The sequence below is a fragment of the Muricoccus roseus genome (genome assembly GCF_900141905.1).
Taxonomy (GTDB): domain Bacteria; phylum Pseudomonadota; class Alphaproteobacteria; order Acetobacterales; family Acetobacteraceae; genus Roseomonas; species Roseomonas rosea.
Genome location: NZ_FQZF01000007.1, coordinates 161772 through 183481, shown reverse-complemented (window position 1 = coordinate 183481; position 21710 = coordinate 161772). Strand labels below are relative to the sequence as shown.

The window sequence follows — 21710 nt, the reverse complement described above, 5'->3', positions numbered from 1 at the left end:
CCATCTGATATATCATATGCCGGATGCGGTCAGGAAGGGCGATCACGCTGTCAGGCGGCGCATCGCTTCCTCGATTTTCGTCGCATCGCCGAGGGCGGCGAGGTTTAGCGGGCGGGAGACGACGGGCGCGGCGGCGCTGCCGGTGACGCGGAGGATCTCGGTGTCGAGCCAGTCGAAAAGGCGTTCCCCGATCTCCTGCGCGATGCGGGCGCCGTGGCTGGTGCCGCGGGCGGTTTGTTCCGCGATGAGCACGCGGTTGGTGCGACGCACGCTGGCCTCGATGGCCGGCCAGTCGAGCCCGCCGGGGTCGAGGCTGCGGAGGTCGATGATCTCGGCGTCGATGCCGGTGGCCTCGGCGGCCTGGAGGCTGGCGGGGACCATGGAGGAATAGGTGAGCACCGTGCAGGCGGTGCCGGGCCGCGCGGTGCGGGCGGTGCCGAGGGGGATGATGTAGTCCAGGTCGTCCCGCGGGACGGGGCCGGTGGTCTGGAAGAGGTCCTGATGCTCGATGACCAGCACGGGGTCGTCGCAGCGCAGCGCCGCGTTCATCAGGCCTATATAGTCGTGCGGGGTTGAGGGGGAGACGATCCGCCAGGCCGGGTAGAGGGAGAAGAGGGCGGAGGGGTCCATGGAGTGCTGGGAGCCGTAGCCCGCCTGGGGCGAGACGCGGGCGCGCACCACCACCGGCACGCCGAAGCCGCCGCCGAACATATGCGAGAACTTGCCGATGCCGTTGAACATCTGGTCGGCCGCGACGATGCAGAAATCACCGAACATGATGTCCACGACAGGGCGCAGGCCGCAGACGGCGGCGCCGAGCGCCATGCCGGTGAAGCCGTTCTCGCAGATGGGGGTGGGGAAGACGCGATCGGGGAAGCGTTCCATGGCACCCTTGGTGGAGCCCGAGACGCCGCCGCGCAGGCGGTGCACATCCTCCCCGATGACCACGATGCGCGGGTCGCGCTCCATGTTGCGGAGCAGGGTGGCGGCGATGGCGTCAATGTACTTCATCTCCACCCGCGCTTCGGCGGGGACGGAGGGCGCTTCCACGACGCGTTCGCCCGCGAGTTCGGAGAGGTCGCCGCGGATGCCGTTCTCGATCTCCGCCACCTCGGGGAAGGCGCCCGTGCGGATCTGCAGCGCGTTGGAATCGCGCGGGACCTCGGTGAGGGCGGTGGCGGCGTCCTCGACCATGCGGCGGGCGCGGGCGTCGAGGGCGGCGAGGCCGGCATCGTCCAGCACGCCCATGGATTTCAGCCGCGCGGGCACGGTGGCGAGCGGGTCGCGCGCGCGCCATTCGGCCTCCTCCTCCTTGCTGCGATAGCCGAGCTGGCTGCCGAGCAGCGGGCCGCTCTGGTGCAGGAAGCGGTAGAGGATGGCTTCGACGAAGACGGGGCCGCCGGTATCGCGGATGGTCTCCACCGCCCATTGCATGGCGCGGCGCACGGCGACGAGGTCCATGCCGTCGCATTCCACCGAAGGCACGCCGAACATGGCGCCGCGCGTGGTAAGGCGCGTCTCGCGTGTCTGCTCCCGCACATGGGTGGAGACGGCGTAGAAGTTGTTCTCGAGGAAGAAGATGACGGGCAGGTTGTAGAGGGCGGCGAGGTTGATGGCTTCCATCGACTGGCCGGCCATCAGCGTGCCATCCCCGAAGAAGGCGACGGAGACGTGGTCGCGGCCCAGCACCTTGTCGGCCAGGCCGTATCCGACCGCATGGGGCAGGTTGCCGCCGATGATGGCGCTGGTGCCGACGATGCCGGCGGGCGCCCAGCGCATGTGCATGGAGCCGCCGCGGCCCCCGCAGAAGCCTTCCGAGAGGCCCATGATCTCGGCCATGGCGCGGCGGATGAGGGTGCCCGCCTCGTCCAGCGGGGCGTCGCGGCGGGGGTCGTAGGCTTCGGGGAGGGTGCTGTTCAGCAGCTTGGCCAGGATCTGGTGATGCGCGCGGTGGGTGCCGTTCAGCTTGTCCTCGGTGCCGAGCACGGACATGGCGCCGACGGCGCCGGCTTCCTGGCCGATGGAGGCATGGGCGGGGCCGTGGACGAGGCCCTGGCCGTGGAGTTCGAGGATCTTCTCCTCGAAGCGGCGGATGAAGAGGAGCTGTTCCATCCAGCGGGCGAGGGCGGCGGGGTCTTCCGCCGCCCAGTCGCTGTCGTCTACCTCCAGCCGGAACCAGGGGGTGGCGGTGGAGATGGGGGTGCGCTGCATGATCGGGCGTGTTCCTGTCTCGCGCCTGTTGCCGGCGCAATCTGCTGAGGAGCGATTCACGCCTCCGGGCAGACGCCCTCCGGCGATCGCTCCTCGGTGTCGAAGCCCTCGAAGGGGCTGGGGTCGAGGAAGCGGCGGAGGACGTTGCCGGTGAGGCGGCTGACGGCGTTGTCGTAGTTGTTGTGGGACAGGGCGCAGGCCCAGGCGATGGAGCCGGTAGAGAAGACGGCGCCGCCACGCGCGGTGGGGAAGAAGGCGATGTCGGCGCGCACGCGCGCGTTCTGGTCGCCCATGGTGCCGCGGTGGAGCGTGCGCAGCTCCTCCAGCGTGGGTACGCCGCCATAGTCCAGCCGGTCCGCGGTGGCGAGCCAGAGGAGGTGGGGCGGGGAGCCGAGGGTGGGCTCCACGCGGTCCACCTCCAGCCCGGCCGCGCCGCCGCCGCGCAGGCCGAAATCGCCCAGCGGCGCGTCGAGGTCGATGCCTTCCACCGCCCAGGCGATGCGTGGGTCGCGCGCCGGGGCGCGCCACTCATAGGGGTAGGAGCGGGTGAAGACCTGCGCGTCGAAGCCCACGCCGACGAGGCGCTGCGGCGGGCGTCCGCTGGCGCGCCAGAGGCCGGAGGGCTCGCCGGTGAAGGAAAGCGCGTTCTCGCCCGGCTCGCCTTCCCAGGTGCGGAGCCCGATCATGCCGCGGCGGATCTCCATGGCGTGCGGCTGTGTCGGGTGCCAGCCGATGCGCCAGTAGAAGCCGTTGCCGCCGAGATAGATGTGCCGGCCGCCGGCGCGCTGGTAGGAATCGAAGGCCTCGATCATCGAGCGGCTGAAATATTCGGGATGCGAGCCGGTGATGACGCAGCGATAGGGCGAGAGGGTCTGGGCGCCGTGGTGGTGGATGTCGTCGTCGGTGACGATGTCGTAGTCCTGGCCGGTCTCCTCCAGCCAGTCGAGGATGTGGGTGTCATTGCCGTAGTTGAAGGTGGCGCCGCGGGGCCGCATGTTGATGATCGGGCGGCGCGCGGTGGAGTAGCACCAGCCGCTGCCGTCGCTATGCGTGTCATAGGTGGAGAGGCCGAGCTCGCGGTGCTCCTGCAGGTAGACGTCGTCACGCGAGAGGGCGATGAGGCCTTCGAGCATGGCTTCGGCATGCACCTGGTCCAGCCGCAGCGCGGAATTGGCATAGGCGAGGAAGGTGGCGGTGCTGGCGACGAAGGCGAGCCGCGAGCGCGGCTTGCCGAGCGGCGCGCGGACGAAGAAGGCGACGAAGCTCTCCACCGGGTCCTCGCTGCCCTGCCGGGCGCGGAGGCGCAGCGCGTAGAAGCCGCTGCGCCAGTCCTCGGGGATGGTGAGGCGCAGGTCCGGCGACCAGCCGGCATCGTGCATGTCGTCGCTGTGGAAATGGATGGCGCCGTAGAGATGCGGCGCTTCCGTCCATTGCACGGTGCGGCCATCCCAGTTGGCGCCCGTGGCGGCGCGCATGGGCATGTGGCGGAGCGTGCCGTCCAGGCGGTTGGCGGAGAGGTCGCGGACGGTGTCGGTGGACATGTCGCGCGAGAAGTCCCAGGCGGCGATCAGGTCGGGGTCGGCCGGGTCGGGGGCGAGGGTCTCGGCCAGGGCGCGGAGCGCGGGCGTGTCGCGCGCGGCGGAGAGGAGGCGGGGGCGGTCGATCTTGCCGTCGAAATGGCCGGCGGTGCGGGGCGCGGCGCCGGCCTCCAGAGCGTGGGCGGCGATGGTGAGGGCGGTGTCCGCCGGCCAGGCGATCCCCTCCGGGGCTTGCGCGGTGGCGGTGCAGCCCGTGTCGCGGCCGGCCTGGGCGTCCAGGCTGGACTGGGTGAGGGTGATGCGGCCAGCGGCGGGGTCGAGGCTGGCACAGACAAAAATCCATTCCCGCTCCATCACCGGGCGCGGGGCGGTGGCGCGCCACTGGCGGCCCGCGGCGCCGACCGTGAATTCCAGCCGCGCCTCGGCGTTCAGCGCCAGGCGCCAGCCCTCGGCCGTGTCGTCGCGCCAGCGGGCGATGATCGTCTGCGGCCCGGCCAGCGGCGCGGTGGGGAAGAGGAAGAGGCCGAGGGAGAGGGCGCCCGCGCGGTTCAGCGCGGGGCTGTCGGGGATGATGGCGCAGGAGCCGGGGCGGAGGGGCTGGTTCCGCAGCGCGACCGGGCCGTCGATGGGCGTGCCGGGCTGGTGGAAGCGCAGGCCGGGGCCGTTGGGGTCGGGATCCGCGGAGCGGACGCGGAGCAGCGTGGCCTCGGCCGTATCCAGCGTGGCGCTGGAGAGGTGGAAGGCGACCTCCTCCCCCGGGGAGACGACGAGGGGCCAGGCATAGCCGAGGACGGCGGTGGTGTCGGTCATCAGGGCTCGTTCCCGGCCGTCTCGAGTTTCTGGCCCGTCAGCGCTTCCCAGCGCAGGACGAAGACGGCCCATTCGGCCTCGGCGAGGTCGGTGAAGATGCGGTTGGGGAAGGTTTCCACCGGCGCGCCGCGCCGGCCGGGCAGGCGGCCGAGCATCCAGCGGCGGTTCGGCTCCATCACGATCAGCACGTGGCGGCGGCCGACGCCGGACCAGCGCATGCGGTGCAGCAGCCTCTGCAGGTCGTCGCTATGCGGCCCGCGGGGCTTGCGGCGGAATTCCTCGACGAGATCGAGGCGGGACGGGTCGACCGGCCAATGCGCCGCCTCGGGGTCGTTCACCAGCATGCAGGACGGGTTCCGGTGGTGGGTGTGGCGCGGGCGGGCCGCGCGGGCCCGCCCGTTCTCTCGTTCAGCGCGTGAGCCAGTTGACCCAGCGCTCCCGCATGGCGTTGCGGTTGGCTGCGATCCATTCGTAGTCGGCGATCACCAGCCGGTCCCAGTTCTCGGGCCAGGAGGCGCGGTAGCGGCGCTCCGCCTCCGGCACCAGGGCGGCGGTCTCGCGGTTGTTGGAATCGAAGGAGACCTTCTCGGAGAAGGGCAGGTGCTCGCGCGGGTTCTGCACGAAGAAGTCGAGGAAGCGCATGGCGTTGGCGGTGTTCGGCCCGCCCTTCAGCACGGCCCAGTTGCCGACATCGCGGATGGCGCCGTTCCAGGTGAAGTCGAACTCGCCGCTCTTGGCCAGGGGCACGGAGCGGGAGGAGTAGAGCACGCTCATCACGGCGTCGCCGCCGCGCAGGATCTGCATGGAGTTGTCGCCGCTCTTCCACCAGGCCGCGACATGGGGCTTCAGCGCATCCAGCTTGCGGTAGGCGCGGTCCAGATCCATGGGGAAGAGCTTGTCGCGCGCGACGCCGTCGGCCATGAGCGCGGCGAGGGGGAGCCACCATTCGCGGTCCCCCGTATCGGGCAGGGAGCGCGGGCCGGGGAACTTGGCGGTGTCGAAGAAATCCGCCCAGTTGGCGGGGCCGCCATTCGGGAACGCCTTCTTGCTCCAGGTGATGGCCATGCCGCCGGCGGTGCGGATGATGCCGGTGGGGAAGCAGCCGCCGGGCAGCGCGTGCTGGGTCATGGCCGCGGTGGTGCAGTCCACGGGCGCGAGGATGTCGGCGTGCTGGATGAGGTCCGGCGGGGTGGCGGTGACGACGTCGAAGGGGATGTTGCCGCTGCGCTGGCCGGCGCGGGCGCGGGCCCATTGGTCCGGCAGCTCGATGGGGATGGAGCGGACGCGGATGCCCTGCTCCTGCTCGAAGCGGCGGTAGAAGTGTTCCTGCAGGCTGCGCTCCATCAGCCCGCCGGTCGCGCAGACCACCACCTCCCCCGAGCCGCGCTGGGCCAGGGCGGGGCGCGCGAGCGCCGCCGTGCCGGCGCCGAGCGCCGAGGCCGCGAGAAGAGATCTCCGATTCACGCCCATGCCCTGTCTCCTGTCGGTGGTGGTTGAAGGACGGTCCGGGGTTCCCCTGGTCAGGCGGGGGTGTTCCAGGCCGCGTCGCGTTCCATCCGGCCGAGGAGCGCGACGAGGTTGGCGCCGCCCTCCATCAGATCCGCGCAGAGGGCGGCGCGCGTGGCGCGGGGGTCGCGCGCGCGCAGGCCGTCGATGATGTCGAGATGGCGGTGGCGGCCGGGATAGGTCGGGCGCGCATCGGGGTAGAGGAAGGTGTGCATCGGGCCGTTGCGGAGCCAGATGCTCTCGATGATGGAGAGCAGCTCGGGCATGGCGGCGGCGGCGTAGAGGGTGTGGTGGAAGGCCCAGTTGGCGCGGTTGGCGGCGGTTGCGTCGCCCGCCTCCTCGGCTTCGGCCAAGGCGGTGTTGGCGCGGTCCAGCGCCCCGAGGTCGCCTGGCGCGATGCGGAGGGCCGCGGCCTCGGCGGCCAGGCCTTCCAGCTCCAGCCGGATGGTGCGGAGTTCGAGATACTGTTCGAGGCTGAGGCCCGCGACGGTGATGGAGCGCGCGGCTTCGAGCCGGAGGGCGCGTTCGCGGGCGAGCTGCACCACGGCCTCGCGCACCGGGGTTTCGGAGACCTGCATGGCGGCGGCGAGGTCGCGGATCTTCAGCCGCTGGCCGGGCCTCATGCGGCCCTCGAAGAGGGCGGCGCGGAGCTCGTCATAGACGCGGCCGGCGAGGTTCTCCCGACCAACGGGGGCGACGAAATCGAGAACTTGTGCCGCTTCGGGCATGGTCTTCATGGTCCTGTATCCGCCGCCGCGCGCGCCCGGCGCTCCATGCTGCGCTTCAACGCATAGCCGAGCAGGAGCGCGACGATGGTGAGGGCGGTGAGCATGGTGGCCACGGCGGCGAGGGTGGGCGAGATGTTGAAGTCGATATCCTCGAACATCTTGCGCGGAAGCGTCTTGCGGTCGAGATCCGAGATGAAGAAGGAGACCACCGCCTCGTCGAAGGAGATGATGAAGGCGAAGAGCGCGGCGGAGACGAGGCCGGGCGCGATGAGGGGCAGGGTGACGTAGCGGAAGGTGCGGAAGGCCCCGGCGCCGCAGGAGAGGGCGGCGCGCTCCAGCTCCGCGTCGAAGCGGTAGAGGGCGGCCAGCACGGTGAAGACCACGAAGGGCAGGGCCAGCACCGTATGCGCCATGGCGAAGCCGAGCAGAGAGCCGGTGAGGCGGAGCTGCTCGAAGACGAGGAACATCGCGACGGCGAGCGCGATGTGCGGGACGATGACGGGGCCGATCACCAGCAGTTCCACAATACCCTTGCCCGGGAGGCGGCCGCGGACGAGGGCGAGGGCCAGCATGGTACCGATGACGGTGGCGCAGACGGCGGCGATGACGCCGGCTTCGGCGCTGAAGAGGGTGGCACGGATCCAGTCGCTGTCCTGGAAGTATTCGGCGTACCAGCGCAGCGAGAAGCCCTTGGGCGGGAAGCTGAGCAGGCGTTCCGGCCCGACCGACATGGGCGCGATGATGAGGGTGGGCAGCAGCAGGAAGACCGTGACGGCATAGGCCGCGGCGTTCAGCGCCATGCGCCCCGCGCGGTTGTGGCGGTGCGGGCGGCTCATGCGGACCCCACGAAGCGGTCCAGCCGCACGGCGCGCTTGAAAACGATGGTGATGGCCAGCACGAAGACGAGGAGGATGCCGACGAGGGCGCCGGCGAAGGGCCAGTCCAGCATCTCCCGCACCTGCTGGGAGACGAGGGTGGCGATCATCATCTGCTGCGGGCCGCCGATGAGGGCGGGGGTGACGAAGAAGCCGAGCGCCAGCAGGAAGACCATGAGGCAACCGGAGGTGACGCCCGGGAGGGCGAGCGGCCAGATCACCTCGCGGAAGGTGGACCAGGCGGAGGCGCCGAGCATCTGGGCGGCGCGGGTGTAGTCCTCGGGGATGCCCTTCAGGGCGGAATAGATGGGCAGCACCATGAAGGGCAGCAGCACATGCGCCATGGCCAGCACCACCGCGCCCTGGGTGTAGAGGAGGCGGATGGGGGCATCGACGAGGCCCAGCTGCTGCAGCAGCTGGTTCACCACGCCGTTGCGCTGGAGGAGGACCATCCAGGCATAGGTGCGGACGAGCACGGAGGTCCAGAGCGGCAGGAGCACGGCGGCGGCGAGAAGGGCAAGGCCGAGGCCCTTGCTGCGGGACATGACCCAGGCCAGCGGCCAGGCGAGGAGGAGGGCGAGCGCGGTGACGAGCACGGCGATGCCCAGCGTGCGGAGCATGACGCGGAGATAGACCGGCTCCTCGAAGGCCCTCGCGTAATGCGCGGTGGTGGGGCCGGGGACGAAGAGGCTTTCGTGCAGCAGGGTCGCCAGCGGCAGGATGAAGACGATGGCGATGAGGATGAGGAAGGGCGCGGCCAGCAGTAGGCTGGAGGCGGGGCTGTAGCGGCGGCCGCCCAGCAGGAAGGCGGAGGGGCGGCGGCCACTCATGCGAGGAAGGCCCGGGCGTCGGCCTGCTGCCAGGCCAGGCGCACGGATTCGCCAGGGCGGGGTTCGTGCATGCCGGCGCCGGCGGGGATGCGGGCGCGGAGGAGCTGCCCGCCCTGCCCTTCCAGCATCAGCGTCGTCGCGTTGCCGGCATAGATGGCCTCGGTCACGCGCGCCGTGGGGCCTTCCGTGCCCGCGGGAAGCACGCGCAGGCGCTCGGGGCGGAGGGCGATCTTGACGCGCTCTCCGGCCGGGAGGGCCTGGGCGGCGGTCGCCTGCATCTGGCCGCCGGCTTCCAGGGTGACGAGGATGGGGTCGCCCGGCATGGCGGGCCGGGACAGCCTCCCCTCGCAGAAATTCGTCTCGCCGATGAAGCCGGCGACGAAGGCGGTTTCCGGGGCTTCGTAGAGGTCGCGCGGGGCGCCGAGCTGCTGCAGGCGGCCATGGTCCAGCACCGCCACGCGGTCCGCCATGGTCAGCGCCTCGGTCTGGTCGTGGGTGACGAAGATGACGGTGATGCCGATCTCGCGCTGGAGGTGCTTGATCTCGATCTGCATCTCCTCGCGCAGGTTCTTGTCGAGCGCGGAGAGGGGTTCGTCCATCAGGAGCACGCGCGGCTGGTAGACGATGGCGCGGGCGATGGCGACGCGCTGCTGCTGGCCGCCCGAGAGCTGGGCGGGCTTGCGGTCCCCCATCTGGCCCAGGCGCACGGTGGCGAGGGCGGCGCGGGCGCGCTCCTCCCGCTCGGCGCGGCCGATGCCGCGCATTTTGAGGGGGAAGGCGATGTTCTCGAGCACGCTCATATGCGGGAAGAGCGTGTAGCGCTGGAACACCATGCCGAGGTTCCGCTTGTTCGGCGGCGCCCAGGTTACCTCCTCCTCGCCGATGAGGATGCGGCCCTCATCGGGGTATTCGAAGCCGGCGATGGACATGAGGATGGTGGTCTTGCCCGAGCCGGAGGGGCCGAGCAGGGCGAGGAACTCACCGGAGCCGACCTCCAGCGAGACATCATCCACCGCGTTCACCGGGCCGTAGCGCTTCACCAGCCCCTGCACCGTCACGCGGCCCTGCAGCCCGTCCCGCAACGCCATTCGCTCTCCTCAGGCGATCCGCCCGGAGAGTATTTGATATATCGACACGGCCGCAACCCGGTTTCACACTCCGTGGGAACTCCTGGGAGGATGGCGGGAATGCCGGTATTCGATGCGCAGACACTTCGCGACGCGCTGCCACCAATGGAGGGGACGCTGCGCGTGCCCGGGCTGGCGGGGCCAGTGGAGGTGCTGCGCGACACGCATGGCATTCCGCATATCCGGGCCGGGGCGACGCCCGATGCCTGGTTCGCGCTCGGGTTCGTGCATGCGCAGGACCGGCTGTTCCAGATGGAGCTGACGCGGCGGCGCGCGCTGGGCCGCGCGGCGGAATGGCTGGGGGCCGGGGCCGCGGAAGCCGACATCCTCGTGCGCCGGCTGGGCATGGAGGCGGCGTGCCGGCGCGACCATGCGGCGCTCGGCGAGGCCGCGCGGGCGATGCTGGATTCCTATGCGGCGGGGGTGAATGCCTTCGTCGCCTCCGGCGCGCCGCTGCCGGTGGAATACGGGCTGCTGGAGGCGCGGCCGGAGCCCTGGGAGGGGTGGCACAGCATCGCGGTGATGCGGCGGCTGGGGCTGCTGATGGGTTCCGTCTGGTTCAAGCTGTGGCGCGCGGCGGCGCTGCCCGTGGTGGGCGCCGGGAATCTCGGCAAGCTGCGCTACGACGATGGCGGGCGCGACCTGCTCTGCATTCCGCCGGGCGTGGAGGCGGCGCGTTTCGAGGCGGATCTGGCGGCGCTGGCGCCGGCCATCCGGGCGCTGCTGGAATCGCTCGGCGTGCAGGGCGACGAGACGGGCGGGGGCAGCAACAACTGGGCGGTCGGGCCTTCCCGCAGCGGCACGGGGCGGCCGGTGCTGGCCGGCGACCCGCACCGGGTCTTCGAGATTCCCAACATGTACGCGCAGCACCATGTGGCCTGCGATGCCTTCGACATGATCGGGCTGACGGTGCCGGGCGTTCCGGGCTTTCCGCATTTCGCGCAGAACGGCCGCGTCGCCTATTGCGTGACGCATGCCTTCATGGACATCCACGACGTGTTCCTCGAGCGCTTCGACGCGGAGGGCGCGCGGGTGCTGCAGGCGGGGGAATGGGTGCCGGTGCGGCGGCGCGAGGAGAGCGTGGCGGTGCGCGGCGGCGCGGCGCGCCACTTCGAGGTGCTGGAGACGCCGAATGGGCCGGTGATCGCGGGGGATGCGCGCGGGGGGACGGCGCTCTCGCTGCGCTCCGTGCAGTTCGCGGAGACGGATCTCTCCTTCGATTGCCTGCCGCGCATGACGGGGGCGGAAAGCGTCGAGGGGCTGTTCGAGGCCACGCGTGGCTGGGGGTTGATCGACCACAATCTGGTGGCGGCGGATACGGCGGGGCATATCGGCCACCTGGTGCGGGCGCGTGTGCCGCGGCGGACGCGCGAGAGCGGCTGGCTGCCCATGCCGGGATGGACCGGGGAGCATGCCTGGCAGGGCTGGATCGCGCATGACGACATGCCGCGCGCGATCGACCCGGAGGAGGGGATGATCGTCACGGCCAACAACCGCGTGGTGGCGGATGATCACCCGGATTACCTCTGCACGGACTGCCACCCGCCCTACCGCGCCGCGCGCATCCTGGAGCGGCTGCGGGAGATGCCGGACTTCCGGCCCGAGGATGCGGCGGGGCTGCATGGCGATACGCTTTCCCCCAATGCGGCGCTGCTGAAGGCGCGGCTTACGGCCATGCCCCCGGCGGAAGGCGCGGCGGAGGCGCTGCGGCAGCGGCTGCTGGCCTGGGATGGCCGCATGGAGGCGGGCGCCACCGCACCCACCGAATACGTGGCGCTGCGCCGGGCGCTGACGCGCATCCTGGCGGAGCGGAGCGGGCTTTCCGGCACCGGGGCGCATCCCTGGCTCGCGGTCGCGCCGGGGGTGGCGCCGATGAACCAGCTCTGGTGGACGCTGCCGAACCTCCTGCGGCGGGACGATGCCTCCCTGCTGGACGGGTGGAGTTGGGAGGAGGCAATCGGGGCGGCGCTGCGGGAGGCGGCCGGGGCGCCGGCAGCGGAATGGGGAGAGGCGCATCGGCCGCGCTTCGTGCACCCCCTCTCCGGCCTCTTCCCCGAGGCGGCGCCGATGCTCGACCCGCCGGCCCTCCCGATCGGGGGGGACAACGATACGGTGCTGGCGAACGGGCTGCTGGCGGCGGTGGGGCCGGCGGCGGGCTACGGGGCGCTGGCGCGCTACGTCTTCGACGTGGGGAACTGGGACAACAGCCGCTGGGCGGTGTTCCACGGCGTCTCCGGCCAGCCGGGCAGCCCGCACTACACTGACCAGCACGCGGAATGGGCGGCGGCGCGCATGGTGCCGATGCTCTATGGCTGGGACGCGGTTCGGGCGGCGGCGCGGAGCACGCAGCAGCTGGTGCCTTGAGGGTTCTGCGCTGTTGGTCTGTCCCGGGGAGAGGAAGAAGGAATTCTTCCTCTCCCCGGACCCGTCGAAGGCAGTGCCTTCGACCATCATCTTCTTTTTCAAGTTCGGGTCACTCTGCTGACGGTGCGCCTCGGGTCCATGACCCGAGGCGACTGCAAGGGCAGGAAAAGCGCCTTAGCCCGCGACCCCACTGATCCGGGGTATCCACGGCAGTCAGACGGGGTTCCAAGGGCCTCAGGCCCTTGGCGGGTGGAGGGCGGAGCCCTCCGCGGCGACGAGTGGCAAGGCGGCGCGGGGCGGCCTATTCTACGGGGCGATGTCCAAGCCCCGCGTTGCCCTTTTCGTCACCTGCCTCGTCGATCTCTATCGGCCGACCGTGGGTTTCGCCGCCATCCGGTTGCTGGAGGAGGCGGGGTGTCAGGTGGAGGTTCCGCCGGCGCAGACCTGTTGCGGGCAGCCGGCCTATAACAGCGGGGACCGCGCCACGGCGCGCGACCTGGCGCGGGCGGTGGTGGATGAGTTCCGGGGCTTCGACTATGTGGTCGCGCCTTCCGGTTCCTGCGCGGGTATGATCGGGCATCATTATCCCGGCCTGTTCGAGGATGACCCGGATTACCGTGCGCGCGCCGATGCGCTGGCGGCGCGGACCTATGAGCTGACCGCCTTCCTGGTGGATGTGATGGGCGTGGATGTGACGCGCGCGCCCTATGACGGGGTGGTGGCGTATCACGATTCCTGTTCGGGGCTGCGGGAGCTGGGCGTGCGGGCGCAGCCGCGGACGCTGCTGGCCCAGGTGCCGGGCGTGACGGTGAAGGAGCTGGCCGAGCCGGAGCTGTGCTGCGGCTTCGGCGGCACCTTCTGCGTGAAGTATCCCGACATCTCGACGCGGATGGTGACGGACAAGGTGGCCGATATCCGCGCCACCGGGGCGGATACGCTGCTGGCGGGCGACATGGGCTGCCTGCTGAACATGGCCGGGCGGCTGAAGCGCGAGGCGAGCGAGGTGCGCGTGCGGCATGTGGCGGAGGTGCTGGCGGGCATGACGGATGCGGTGCCGCCGATCGGCGAGGCGGCGGGGGAGCGGCGCTGAGGTTGGGCGGCGCGGGCATGGACGGGCGCCAGGCGTGGGACCACATCCGGCCCTGATGCCCCTGCCCCGCCGCGCCCTCCTCGCCCTGCCGCTGGCCGGCTGCACGCCCCAGCTGATTCCCGCCGGCCCCCGGATCGCCGATGCCGTGCTGGCGGAGGATGCGCTCACCATGGAGGATGGCGCGCGGCTGCCGCTCCGGGCCTGGTTGCCGGAGGGGGCGCCGAAGGCGGTTCTGCTCTGCCTGCACGGCTTCAACGACAGCCGGAACTTCATGACCGAGCCGGCGCCCGCGCTGAACGCGGCGGGGCTGGCGGTTTATGCCTATGACCAGCGGGGCTTCGGAGGGGCGCCGCACCGTGGGGTGTGGCCGGGCGCGGCGACGCTGGCCGAGGATGCCGCCACCGCCGCCCGGCTGATCAAGGCACGGCACCCGGATGCGCCGCTCTTCCTGCTGGGGGAGAGCATGGGGGGCGCGGTGCTGCTGCTGGCCGCGACGCGGCCGGAGCCGCCGCCGGCGGCCGGCTATGTGCTGCTGGCGCCGGCGGTCTGGGGGCGGGCGACCATGCCGGGGCTCATGGTGGGGCTGCTGGACGCGCTGGCGCATGTGGTGCCGCGCGTGGCGGTCGCCTCCTCGGTGCCCGGCATCACGCCGACCGACAACATGCGCGCCCTGCAGCGCATGGCGCGGGACCCGCTGACCATCCGCGAAACGCGGGTGGACACCACGAAGGGGCTGGTGGACCTGATGGACGACGCCCTGGCCGCGGCGCCCCACCTGCGGCCGGACATGCCGCCGGTGCTGCTGGTCTATGGCGCGCGGGACCAGCTGGTGCCGCCCGTGGCGACGCGGGCGCTGCTGGAACGCCTGCCGGAGGGTGTTCCGGCGCGGATCGCCTATTACACCGGCGTGCACCACATGCCGCTGCGGGACCTGCAGGCGCCGGTCGTGATCGGGGACATGCTGGCCTGGATGGCGCGGCCTTCGGCGCCGCTGCCATCGGGCGCGGATGCGGTGGGGGCGAGCTGGGCCCGGACGCCGCCGCCGGCCTGGTGAGCCGTCTAGCTCTTCGGCGGCGTGGCGGGCGCGTTGGTGGCGGGCGGGCTGCCGGAAGGGCGGTTTCCCTGGCCCTGCTGCCCGCGCTGTTGCTGGCCGGGCTGGGCGGCGGTGACCTGGCGGCCGTCGCCGGTGAAGTTCATGACCGTGACCAGGCCGCTGCGGTCGGTGGCGCGGCAGGTGGCGCGGTGCCAGGTGCGGCCGTCGGTGGACATGTGGATCTCGCAGCTGCCGCTCACCTGCTTGGCGGCGGTCTGGCCGTTGATCGAGGTGTGCAGGCGGGAGAGCTGCATCGTGTAGTCCTCGGGCCGGGGCTGGCGGTCGTTCTCGGCCTGAAAGCCGAGGGTGACGCCGGGGCCGGACTGCACGGAGAGCAGCACGCTGCCATTGGTGTGGTGGACATAGACGAGGCCGCTGGTGCAGGGGCGCGGGTCGCCCGAGACGGTCAGCTCGCAGCGGCCCGGGGCGCCGACGACGACGCGGGGGAGGACGGGCGCGCCCTGCTGGGCCTGGGGCTGGCCCTGGGGCGGGCGGGGCGTCTGGGCCCCGGAGGCGAGGGGGGCGAGGGCGAGGCAGGCGAGCATCGCGGGCAGGGTGCGGCGCATTCCGGTCTCCTTTCGGCCTTGCGGTCGGCCGGGCGGCTCTCGCCGCTCGGGCGAGTGCCTGGGTCGTCGGAGGGAAGGAACGGCCGGAGTTGCGGAAGGATAGCGTCCCCCCGCCTCACGGCTGCGCGAGGCTCAGCCCGCCCGGGCGTAATGGCGGACGAAGCCCGCGCCGAGCGTGGTGAGGCGCTTCACCAGGGCGTGGCCGGTTTCGGCGCTGCAGAGGCGGGGGTCGCCGGGGCCGATGCCGTCCGGCGAGGGCAGTTCGTATCCGGCGGGGACGTTGATCTCGGCCCCCTCGAAGGACAGGGCGCCCCAGGCGGTGAAGGGCAGGCCGAGCATGGTGGCGGGCGGGGTTGGGGTGGCGGGAAGCTGGTCCATCCGCATGCGGTCGGGCGTCAGGTGCAGGGCGATGCTGGTGAGAGGGTCGGCACCGTGGCCGGCGGAGCGGCGGGCGAGGTCGGGCCCGAGGATTTCGGGCAGCAGGGCGCCGGCGATTTTCCAGAGATAGAAGCAGGGAATGGTGCCACGGCCTTCCAGCAGGAAGTGCTGCGTCACGTCATGGATGACGGGGGCATTCCCGCCATGGCCGTTGAGGATGACGATGCGGTCCAGCCCGTGGCGGAGCAGGGCCTCGATCATCTCGGTCAGCACCAGGGCGAAGGCGCGGTGGGAGAGGGCGATGCCGCCGGGCATGGCGCTGAAGAAATCGGCCTTGCCGAAGGGGAGGACGGGCGCGACCACCGTCTCGGTGCCGGCCTCCGTGGCGGCGCGGGCGATACGGTCGGCCATGAGCTCGGCCAGGAGGTAGTCGCCCATGGGAGCATGGGGTCCCTGGTCCTCATGGCTGCCGAGGGGCAGCAGCACCACGGGGCGTCGCGCATAGAGGGCGCGCGCCTCGGCGCCCGTGATCTCGCCCATCCTGATCTTCATGGCGGCCCTCCTCTTCCGCCCCGGTCTCGCGCGCGGGCGGCGTGGTGGCAACCTCCCCGGTCCCTGAACGTTTAGGGAACATCATTGGAGGATGCAGGCATGAGCAAGCAGGCTGACCATCACGAGGCGAACCCGAAGGCGGATCCCAATCCCGGTTCCAACACGGTGAAGGATCCGGATGACTGGACCACGGGCGACGAGGCGATGACGGGGGCGCAGGCCTCCTATCTCAAGACCCTTTCGGAAGAGGCGGGGGAGGAGTTCGAGGAGGGGCTGAGCAAGGCCGAGGCGTCCAAGCGGATCGACGCGCTGCAGGAGAAGACGGGGCGCGGGAAGTAAGGAAACGGGGAGGCTTTGCGCCTCCCCGTTTCGCGCGTCTGCGTGCACTCGTCAGTTCCGGGCACCCTGGCGGAGGAAGACCATGCCGCCGTGATAGAGGATGCCGTCGCGGAACTCGCCATCGGCGGTGAAGCCGGTGTCGTCGAGATATTCGATGCGGTTGCCGTCGAGCCAGTAGCGGCCTTGATAGGCGCTCTGCCGGTTGCCGCGCGCCTCGTCGTAGCGGCCGTTGGGCAGAAGTTCGTGGCGGATGCGGCCATCGGCCGTGACCCACATTCCGACGAAGGGATTGTCGGGCGCGGGGGTTGGAAGGTCGGGCTTGCGGGCCATGTCGGCGCTCCGTTCGATAGGGGCCGGCTGCGGGGCGGCATGCGCCGGCGCGAGCGCGGCATTGGCGAGAAGGGTGGCGAGGAAGATCGGCCAGGCGGGCTCGGTCTGCGTCATGCGATGCGTTCTCCGGCGTCCCGGTGCGGGCGTCTCGGTGCGGGCGTCTCAATTCGGGCTGGCGGTGGGGCGGACGATGATCTCGCTGACATCCACATCGTCCGGCTGTGCGATGGCGTAGGCGATGGCGCGGCCGATGGCCTCCGCCGGGATGGCCTTTGCGCGGAAGCTGGTCATGGCCGCGCGCGCGGTGTCGTCCGTGATCGTGTCGGCGAGTTCGGAGGTCGTCACCCCTGGGCTGATGACCGTGACGCGGATCCGGTCCGTCTCCTGGCGAAGGCCATCGGAAATGGCCCAGACCGCGAACTTCGTCGCGCAATACACGGCCGCCGTGGGCGAGACGGCATGCGCGCCGATGGAGGCGACGTTGATGACATGGCCGGCGCCCTGCCCCTCCATCCGCGGCAGCACGGCGGCGATTCCGTGCAGCACGCCACGGATGTTCACGTCGATCATGCGGTTCCACTCGTCGATCTTCCGCGCGTTCAGCGGCGAGAGCGGCATGAGGCCGGCGTTGTTGACGAGGACATCGACGCGGCCGAACTCGGCCTCCGCGAAGTCCACGAAGTTCTGCATGTCCTGCGCGCTGGTCACGTCCAGCGCGCGGTGGCGGGCCTGGCCGCCGCCGGCCTCGATCTCTGCCACGAGGGCGGCGAGGCGGTCGGTGCGGCGGGCGCCGAGCACGAGGCGCGCGCCCCGGGCGGCGAGCACGCGGGCGGTGGCCTCGCCGATGCCGCTGCTGGCGCCGGTGATGAGGACGGTTTTGCCGGGGATGGTGTCGGACACTGGGGTTTCTCCTGTTCGGCGACGGTTGTCGTCGGTGGGGAGAAACTGGCGCCGCGGCGGCTTTAGGCGGTAGACCGGAACTCCGGGGTGATTGCCTGATCCTCCTGGGTGCTAGCCCGCGGCGGCGTTCATCGCGGCTTCGTCGCCGCCGCGCAGGCGGGCGATGTCGCGCAGCGGCGGGGCGCCGAAGAGGCGCGCATATTCGCGGCTGAACTGCGAGGGGCTGCTGTAGCCCACGGCAAAGCCCGCGCCGGCGGCATCGGATTGCGCGGAGAGGATGAGGCGCCGCGCCTCCTGCAGCCGCAGCTGCTTCTGGTATTGCAGCGGGCTCATCGCGGTGACGGTCTTGAAGTGCTGGTGCAGGGCGGAGGGGCTCATATGCGCCAGCTCCGCCAGCGCCTCGATGCGCAGCGGCTCGCGGAAGTTGTCCTTGATCCAGTTCACCGCGCGGGCGACGCCGGCGGTGCGGCTCTCGCCCATCGCGATGGCGTGCAGCATCGCCGCCTGGTCACCGGTGAGGAGGCGGTAGAGCAGCTCGCGCTCGGTCATCGGGGAGAGGACGGCGATGTCGCCGGGGGTGGAGAGAAGCCGCGTGAGGCGGATGGCGGCGTCCATCATCTCGGGCGCGGTGTAGCTGAGCATGATGCCGAGATCGGGTTCCGGCGCGCGTCGGCCGCGCGGCCCGGCCTCGATCAGCAGGCCGCTGAGCAGGGCGGGGTCGAGATCGAGGCGGAGGCAGAGATAGGGCTCCTCCGCGCTGGCCTGCGTGACCTGGCCGATGACGGGAAGCTCCACGGAGACGGTGAGGTAGTGGCCCGGCGCGTAGTCCAGGATGCGGTCGCCCGCGATGCTGCGCTTGGCGCCCTGCGCGACGATGCAGACGGAGGGTCCATAGACCGTGTGGAACCGGTCGGTCGGCGCCGAGGCGCGGATGACGGCCAGGCGCGGGATGCAGGTGGCGTGGATGCCGTCGCCCAGATTCTCGGTCAGCCGGTCGATCAGCAGGGCGAGTTCGGCGTGGCGCGGGGTGGGGATGGCGGTGGACATGGAGCCGGCGATCCTCGGGACGAGGCGTGCAACATAGGAAGTGGGTGGCCTGGCGGGAATGGAAGCGGGCCGGGGCGCCGGAGGATCAGGCAAGGATTGGCGAGGATCGTTCAGGCCGGCGCCCGTATGGTTCGGCCCGCGGAACGGCGAAGGGGGCGCCGGATGCACCGGCGCCCCCTTTGAGCCTTGCGGCCGCTGTCGCGGCGCGCAGGGTTACGAGTGCTGGCCGCCGCCGCCGGTGGCGCCGCTCTGCTCGAGATAGGTCACCGGGTTCTGGCCGGCGGGCGCGGCGGAGGCGGTGCCCGCGAGCGCGGGGACGATCAGCGCGGCCGCCAGGCCGAGAATGCGGAGCGAGTTGGTGATGGACATGATGGTTGTTCCTTCGTGGGTGACGGCGACGGGGTGCCGCTGCCGGTGGCCCCGATATGCGCCCGCCCTCCCCTCCTCTTCCAATGCCCGCGCTTCATGGATTCCATTCTCCCGAGGGATGATGCGCGGCATGGGAGCGGAGCGGCGGTGATGCAGCGGATGGATGAATCGGGGCTGCGGCAGTTCGACCTGAACCTGCTGACGGTCTTCTCCGCGCTGATGCGCGAGCGCAGCGTGACGCGCGCGGGGGAAGCGGTGTTCCTTTCGCAGCCCGCGACTTCCAAGGCGCTCGGCCGCTTGCGGGCCTTCTTCCGGGACGAGCTGCTCATCCGCCGCGGCGCGGTGCTGGAGCCGACGCCGCGGGCGGAGGCGCTGATGGCGCAGATCGGGCCGCTGCTGCAGGGCATGGTGGGCGCGATCGCGGGATCGGTGCCCTTCGACCCGCAGACGGATGAGCGCGTGTTCCGGATCGGGATGAGCGAGGATGTGGGCATGTCCATCATCCCCTTGCTGTCGCATTTCCGCGAGCTGGCGCCGCATTGCGGAATCAGCATCCGCGCCGCGACCTACCGCACCATTCCGGGCATGCTGGAATCCGGCGAGATCAGCACGGCGCTCGGCTATGTCGAGAACATGCCGGCCGCGACAAAACAGCGCGTGCTGCGGCGGGACGGCTGGTTCGTGTTGCGCGACGCGCGCACGCCAGGGCCGGTCGATCTCGATGCGTATTGCGCGCGGCCGCACATGCTGGTGACGCCGCGCGGCGACCTGACAGGCCTTGCGGACGAGGCGCTGGAGAAGCTGGGTCGGAAGCGGCGCGTGGTGCTGGGCGTGCCGGATTACGGGCTGATGCCGCAGACGCTGCTGGGAACGGACCTGCTCTGCCTCGTCTCCGGCGCAGTGTGGGACGCGCTGGTCGCGATCGGCTGGGGGGACCGGCTGGCAGCGGACCCGGCGCCCTTCCCCTGCGATGAAGCCACGATCTACATCGCCTGGCGCATGGCGGTGGACCAGGACCCGGGCGAGACCTGGCTGCGTGCGGAACTGGTGAAGTGGCTTTCGCGGCGGCGCGGGCCGAGCGTGGGGTGATCCGGTCTTGTTGGGCGCTGTCGGTCTGTCCCGGGGAGAGGAAGAAGGAATTCTTCCTCTCCCCGGACCCCTCACCTTCTTCTTTTTCTTCGAGTTGGAATCACTCGGCTGACGGCGCGCCTCGGGTCCGAGACCCGAGGCGACTGCAAAGGCCGAATCAGCACCCCGAAACCAGAGACCCCTTCGATCATCGTATCCACGGCAGTCAGACGGGGTTCCAAGGGCCTCAGGCCCTTGGCGGGTGAGGGCAGAGCCCTCAAGCCTTCAGCCCTGCAGCACCCCATGCTGGCGCAGGAAGCCGAGCAGGGGCAGGAGGGGGAGGCCGAGGATGGCGGCATGTTCGCCATCTACGCGGTCGAAGAGGTGGATGCCCGGGCCTTCGAGGCGGTAGGCGCCGACCGTGGTGGTGACGGTTTCCCCTTCGAGCGCGAGATAGGCGTCGAGGAAGGCGTCGGAGAAGGGGCGCATGGTCAGGCGCGGGGTGGCGACGTGCTGCCAGATGCGCTGGCCGTTGCGCCAGAGCAGCACGGCCGTGACGAGGTGGTGCGTCTGGCCGCGCAGGGCTTGCAGATGGGTGCGGGCCTCGGCGGGGGATTCAGGCTTGTCGAACCAGCGGTCCCCGAGGGTGAGGATCTGGTCGCAGCCGATGACCAGCGCCTCCGGGTGGCGGGCGGCGATGCGGCGTGCCTTGGCCTCGGCGAGGAGGATGGCGGCGTCGGAGGCGGGGAAGCCCTCCGCCATGGCGCTTTCCTTGATGGAGGCCTCGTCCACCGCCGCGGCCATGGCTTGGAAGCGGAGGCCCGCCGCCTCCAGCACGGATTTCCGGGCCGAGGAGGCGCTGGCCAGGATCAGCGCCGGTTCCGTTTTCTGAAGCGCGTTCATGCCCGTTCCATGCGCGAGAGAATACAGCCCGTTCTCACCGGGCCGGTGGCCCCTGGTTGGCGCCATGCGGCATGGCGGAATTGGCGGAGCGGGCGTGCCAGGCCTCCATGAGCTGGAGGACGGTGGCCGCCGTTTCCTCGATGCTCCGGCGCGTCACGTCGATGACCGGCCAGCCGCGGGAGGTGCAGAGGCGGCGGGCGGCGAGGATCTCGGCCTTCACGGCCTCCGGGTCCACATAGTCCGTGCTGTCCTGGCGGAGGATGCCCGGTGCCTGGCCGATGAGCTTCAGCCGGTGGCGGCGGATCTCCAGAAGGGCATTCACCTCAATGGTGAGGCCGATGACCGGGCAGGGCGGGTTGTCCAGCTCCGGTGGCAGGGGGGCGCCGGGGACGATGGGGACGTTGGCGGCCTTGATGCCCCGGTTGGCCAGGTAGAAGCAGGTGGGCGTCTTGCTGCTGCGGGAGACGCCGACGAGGCAGGTATCGGCCTCCGCGATGCCGGCGGTGCCCTGGCCATCATCATGGGCCAGCACGTAATGCATGGCGTCGATCCGCCGGAAATAATCGGCGTCCAGCACATGCTGCGCGGCACGCTTCTCCTTCGCGGCCGCCCCGATCTCCCGCTGGAGGAGGTCCAGCGTCTCGTCCAGCACGGAAAGGCTGGTCACGCCGAGGCGGGCGCAGAACTCCTCCAGGCTGTGCCGCAAGGACTTGTCGGCCAGGGTGAAGAGAACCGGGCCCGGCTCGGCCTGGATGCCCTCGAGCACCTGTTCCAGCTGGAAGCGGGAACGGACGAGGAACCAGCGGTGCTGGATGACATGCGGCTCCTCGAACCGCGCGAGGGTGGCGCGGGCCATGGAATTCAGCGTCTCGCCCGTGCTGTCGGAGACGAGGTGCAGGTTGGTGGTGCGGGGCATCGGGCGGAGCCTAGAGCAGATCGGGCGGGGCGGCGAAATCCTTGGGTGCGGGGTGGCGCGTTGCCCGGGAGGCGCTGCCTCCCGGACCCTCCGCCGGGGCCCCGGCGGGGGCCCCGGACCCCGCGTTCAGCCTGCCGGGGATGTGATGCCGCCTGTTGCGCCGCAGGCAT

The 21710-nt window shown here is 71.1% G+C and carries 21 protein-coding genes; 5 read left to right on the top strand and 16 right to left on the bottom strand.

The window, feature by feature from the left end; genetic code table 11:
- Positions 1-42: 42 nt before the first annotated feature.
- The 8 genes from BUB97_RS07870 to BUB97_RS07835 all read right to left on the bottom strand — a co-directional run bounded on the left by BUB97_RS07870 (position 43) and on the right by BUB97_RS07835 (position 9586).
- Positions 43-2211, bottom strand: coding sequence for an alpha-ketoacid dehydrogenase subunit alpha/beta (locus BUB97_RS07870; protein WP_086061994.1), 2169 nt, complete (start codon positions 2209-2211; stop codon positions 43-45).
- Between the two features lie 56 nt (positions 2212-2267).
- Positions 2268-4559 carry a N,N-dimethylformamidase beta subunit family domain-containing protein gene (locus tag BUB97_RS07865; RefSeq protein ID WP_073133321.1) on the bottom strand — a complete coding sequence of 764 codons (2292 nt, stop codon included), beginning with the start codon at positions 4557-4559 and terminating at the stop codon, positions 2268-2270.
- On the bottom strand, positions 4559-4903 hold the full coding sequence (locus BUB97_RS07860) for a N,N-dimethylformamidase alpha subunit family protein (RefSeq protein WP_073133318.1): 345 nt from the start codon (positions 4901-4903) through the stop codon (positions 4559-4561). The genes BUB97_RS07865 and BUB97_RS07860 overlap by 1 nt, the downstream gene beginning before the upstream one ends.
- A 64-nt stretch (positions 4904-4967) precedes the next feature.
- Positions 4968-6029, bottom strand: a complete 1062-nt coding sequence (locus BUB97_RS07855; RefSeq protein ID WP_086061993.1) for an extracellular solute-binding protein — start codon at positions 6027-6029, stop codon at positions 4968-4970.
- A gap of 50 nt (positions 6030-6079) precedes the next feature.
- A complete protein-coding gene (locus BUB97_RS07850; protein WP_073133316.1) occupies positions 6080-6802 on the bottom strand; it encodes a GntR family transcriptional regulator in 723 nt (240 codons plus the stop codon).
- Complete coding sequence (locus BUB97_RS07845; RefSeq protein WP_073133314.1) at positions 6799-7629, bottom strand: ABC transporter permease; 831 nt, start codon at positions 7627-7629, stop codon at positions 6799-6801. The genes BUB97_RS07850 and BUB97_RS07845 overlap by 4 nt, the downstream gene beginning before the upstream one ends.
- Positions 7626-8498 (bottom strand): ABC transporter permease, encoded by an 873-nt coding sequence (locus BUB97_RS07840; protein ID WP_086061991.1) that lies wholly within the window; start codon positions 8496-8498, stop codon positions 7626-7628. Before BUB97_RS07840 ends, BUB97_RS07845 begins: the two co-directional genes overlap by 4 nt.
- Positions 8495-9586: an ABC transporter ATP-binding protein gene (locus tag BUB97_RS07835; RefSeq protein WP_073133312.1), complete on the bottom strand. Its 1092-nt coding sequence runs from the start codon at positions 9584-9586 to the stop codon at positions 8495-8497. Before BUB97_RS07835 ends, BUB97_RS07840 begins: the two co-directional genes overlap by 4 nt.
- A 99-nt stretch (positions 9587-9685) precedes the next feature.
- Here BUB97_RS07835 and BUB97_RS07830 point away from each other — a divergent pair, with 99 nt between their 5' ends.
- The 3 genes from BUB97_RS07830 (at position 9686) to BUB97_RS07820 (ending at position 14133) form a co-directional block, all read left to right on the top strand.
- Complete coding sequence (locus BUB97_RS07830; RefSeq protein ID WP_217659596.1) at positions 9686-11989, top strand: penicillin acylase family protein; 2304 nt, start codon at positions 9686-9688, stop codon at positions 11987-11989.
- 316 nt (positions 11990-12305) lie between these two features.
- A complete protein-coding gene (locus tag BUB97_RS07825; RefSeq protein WP_073133310.1) occupies positions 12306-13079 on the top strand; it encodes a (Fe-S)-binding protein in 774 nt (257 codons plus the stop codon).
- 55 nt (positions 13080-13134) lie between these two features.
- Complete coding sequence (locus tag BUB97_RS07820) at positions 13135-14133, top strand: alpha/beta hydrolase (RefSeq protein WP_073133308.1); 999 nt, start codon at positions 13135-13137, stop codon at positions 14131-14133.
- Between the two features lie 5 nt (positions 14134-14138).
- On the opposite strand, the gene BUB97_RS07815 is transcribed toward BUB97_RS07820, so the two are convergent.
- Positions 14139-14738: a hypothetical protein gene (locus BUB97_RS07815; RefSeq protein ID WP_073133306.1), complete on the bottom strand. Its 600-nt coding sequence runs from the start codon at positions 14736-14738 to the stop codon at positions 14139-14141.
- Between the two features lie 132 nt (positions 14739-14870).
- Entirely contained in the window at positions 14871-15668 is a 798-nt protein-coding gene (locus BUB97_RS07810) for a creatininase family protein (RefSeq protein ID WP_073133304.1), read from the bottom strand.
- Positions 15669-15767: 99 nt separating this feature from the next.
- Here BUB97_RS07810 and BUB97_RS07805 point away from each other — a divergent pair, with 99 nt between their 5' ends.
- The gene (locus BUB97_RS07805) at positions 15768-16007 is read left to right on the top strand and encodes a DUF3072 domain-containing protein (RefSeq protein ID WP_073133302.1); all 240 of its coding nucleotides are present in this window, start codon (positions 15768-15770) and stop codon (positions 16005-16007) included.
- Between the two features lie 51 nt (positions 16008-16058).
- Here the strand turns inward: BUB97_RS07805 and BUB97_RS26790 are convergent, their stop codons facing one another.
- The 4 genes from BUB97_RS26790 to BUB97_RS26135 all read right to left on the bottom strand — a co-directional run bounded on the left by BUB97_RS26790 (position 16059) and on the right by BUB97_RS26135 (position 18653).
- Positions 16059-16451 (bottom strand): Atu4866 domain-containing protein, encoded by a 393-nt coding sequence (locus tag BUB97_RS26790; RefSeq protein ID WP_086061990.1) that lies wholly within the window; start codon positions 16449-16451, stop codon positions 16059-16061.
- A 48-nt stretch (positions 16452-16499) separates the two neighbouring features.
- Positions 16500-17237, bottom strand: coding sequence for an SDR family oxidoreductase (locus tag BUB97_RS07795; protein ID WP_073133300.1), 738 nt, complete (start codon positions 17235-17237; stop codon positions 16500-16502).
- Positions 17238-17348: 111 nt separating this feature from the next.
- The gene (locus tag BUB97_RS07790) at positions 17349-18284 is read right to left on the bottom strand and encodes an AraC family transcriptional regulator (protein ID WP_073133298.1); all 936 of its coding nucleotides are present in this window, start codon (positions 18282-18284) and stop codon (positions 17349-17351) included.
- Positions 18285-18497: 213 nt separating this feature from the next.
- A complete protein-coding gene (locus BUB97_RS26135; protein WP_175562582.1) occupies positions 18498-18653 on the bottom strand; it encodes a hypothetical protein in 156 nt (51 codons plus the stop codon).
- A gap of 150 nt (positions 18654-18803) precedes the next feature.
- On the opposite strand from BUB97_RS26135, the gene BUB97_RS07785 reads away from it, so the two are divergent.
- Complete coding sequence (locus BUB97_RS07785; RefSeq protein WP_245818226.1) at positions 18804-19742, top strand: LysR family transcriptional regulator; 939 nt, start codon at positions 18804-18806, stop codon at positions 19740-19742.
- 264 nt (positions 19743-20006) lie between these two features.
- On the opposite strand, the gene BUB97_RS07780 is transcribed toward BUB97_RS07785, so the two are convergent.
- Together BUB97_RS07780 and BUB97_RS07775 are read right to left on the bottom strand one after the other, a co-directional pair.
- A complete protein-coding gene (locus BUB97_RS07780; protein WP_073133296.1) occupies positions 20007-20624 on the bottom strand; it encodes a Maf family protein in 618 nt (205 codons plus the stop codon).
- 34 nt (positions 20625-20658) lie between these two features.
- A complete protein-coding gene (locus tag BUB97_RS07775) occupies positions 20659-21540 on the bottom strand; it encodes a pyruvate, water dikinase regulatory protein (protein ID WP_073133294.1) in 882 nt (293 codons plus the stop codon).
- Positions 21541-21710 lie beyond the last annotated feature (170 nt).

Bases quoted from the DNA above. Each gene is read 5' to 3' on its own strand.
- BUB97_RS07860 (WP_073133318.1), bottom strand. From the start codon at position 4,903: ATGCTGGTGAACGACCCCGAGGCGGCGCATTGGCCGGTCGACCCGTCC.
- BUB97_RS07785 (WP_245818226.1), top strand. From the start codon at position 18,804: ATGCAGCGGATGGATGAATCGGGGCTGCGGCAGTTCGACCTGAACCTG.
- BUB97_RS07870 (WP_086061994.1), bottom strand. From the start codon at position 2,211: ATGCAGCGCACCCCCATCTCCACCGCCACCCCCTGGTTCCGGCTGGAG.
- BUB97_RS07840 (WP_086061991.1), bottom strand. From the start codon at position 8,498: ATGAGTGGCCGCCGCCCCTCCGCCTTCCTGCTGGGCGGCCGCCGCTAC.
- BUB97_RS26790 (WP_086061990.1), bottom strand. From the start codon at position 16,451: ATGACGCAGACCGAGCCCGCCTGGCCGATCTTCCTCGCCACCCTTCTC.
- BUB97_RS07815 (WP_073133306.1), bottom strand. From the start codon at position 14,738: ATGCGCCGCACCCTGCCCGCGATGCTCGCCTGCCTCGCCCTCGCCCCC.
- BUB97_RS07825 (WP_073133310.1), top strand. From the start codon at position 12,306: ATGTCCAAGCCCCGCGTTGCCCTTTTCGTCACCTGCCTCGTCGATCTC.
- BUB97_RS07845 (WP_073133314.1), bottom strand. From the start codon at position 7,629: ATGAGCCGCCCGCACCGCCACAACCGCGCGGGGCGCATGGCGCTGAAC.
- BUB97_RS07865 (WP_073133321.1), bottom strand. From the start codon at position 4,559: ATGACCGACACCACCGCCGTCCTCGGCTATGCCTGGCCCCTCGTCGTC.
- BUB97_RS07855 (WP_086061993.1), bottom strand. From the start codon at position 6,029: ATGGGCGTGAATCGGAGATCTCTTCTCGCGGCCTCGGCGCTCGGCGCC.
- BUB97_RS07775 (WP_073133294.1), bottom strand. From the start codon at position 21,540: ATGCCCCGCACCACCAACCTGCACCTCGTCTCCGACAGCACGGGCGAG.
- BUB97_RS07810 (WP_073133304.1), bottom strand. From the start codon at position 15,668: ATGAAGATCAGGATGGGCGAGATCACGGGCGCCGAGGCGCGCGCCCTC.
- BUB97_RS07780 (WP_073133296.1), bottom strand. From the start codon at position 20,624: ATGAACGCGCTTCAGAAAACGGAACCGGCGCTGATCCTGGCCAGCGCC.
- BUB97_RS26135 (WP_175562582.1), bottom strand. From the start codon at position 18,653: ATGTCCATCACCAACTCGCTCCGCATTCTCGGCCTGGCGGCCGCGCTG.
- BUB97_RS07805 (WP_073133302.1), top strand. From the start codon at position 15,768: ATGAGCAAGCAGGCTGACCATCACGAGGCGAACCCGAAGGCGGATCCC.
- BUB97_RS07850 (WP_073133316.1), bottom strand. From the start codon at position 6,802: ATGAAGACCATGCCCGAAGCGGCACAAGTTCTCGATTTCGTCGCCCCC.
- BUB97_RS07820 (WP_073133308.1), top strand. From the start codon at position 13,135: ATGCCCCTGCCCCGCCGCGCCCTCCTCGCCCTGCCGCTGGCCGGCTGC.
- BUB97_RS07790 (WP_073133298.1), bottom strand. From the start codon at position 18,284: ATGTCCACCGCCATCCCCACCCCGCGCCACGCCGAACTCGCCCTGCTG.
- BUB97_RS07830 (WP_217659596.1), top strand. From the start codon at position 9,686: ATGCCGGTATTCGATGCGCAGACACTTCGCGACGCGCTGCCACCAATG.
- BUB97_RS07835 (WP_073133312.1), bottom strand. From the start codon at position 9,586: ATGGCGTTGCGGGACGGGCTGCAGGGCCGCGTGACGGTGCAGGGGCTG.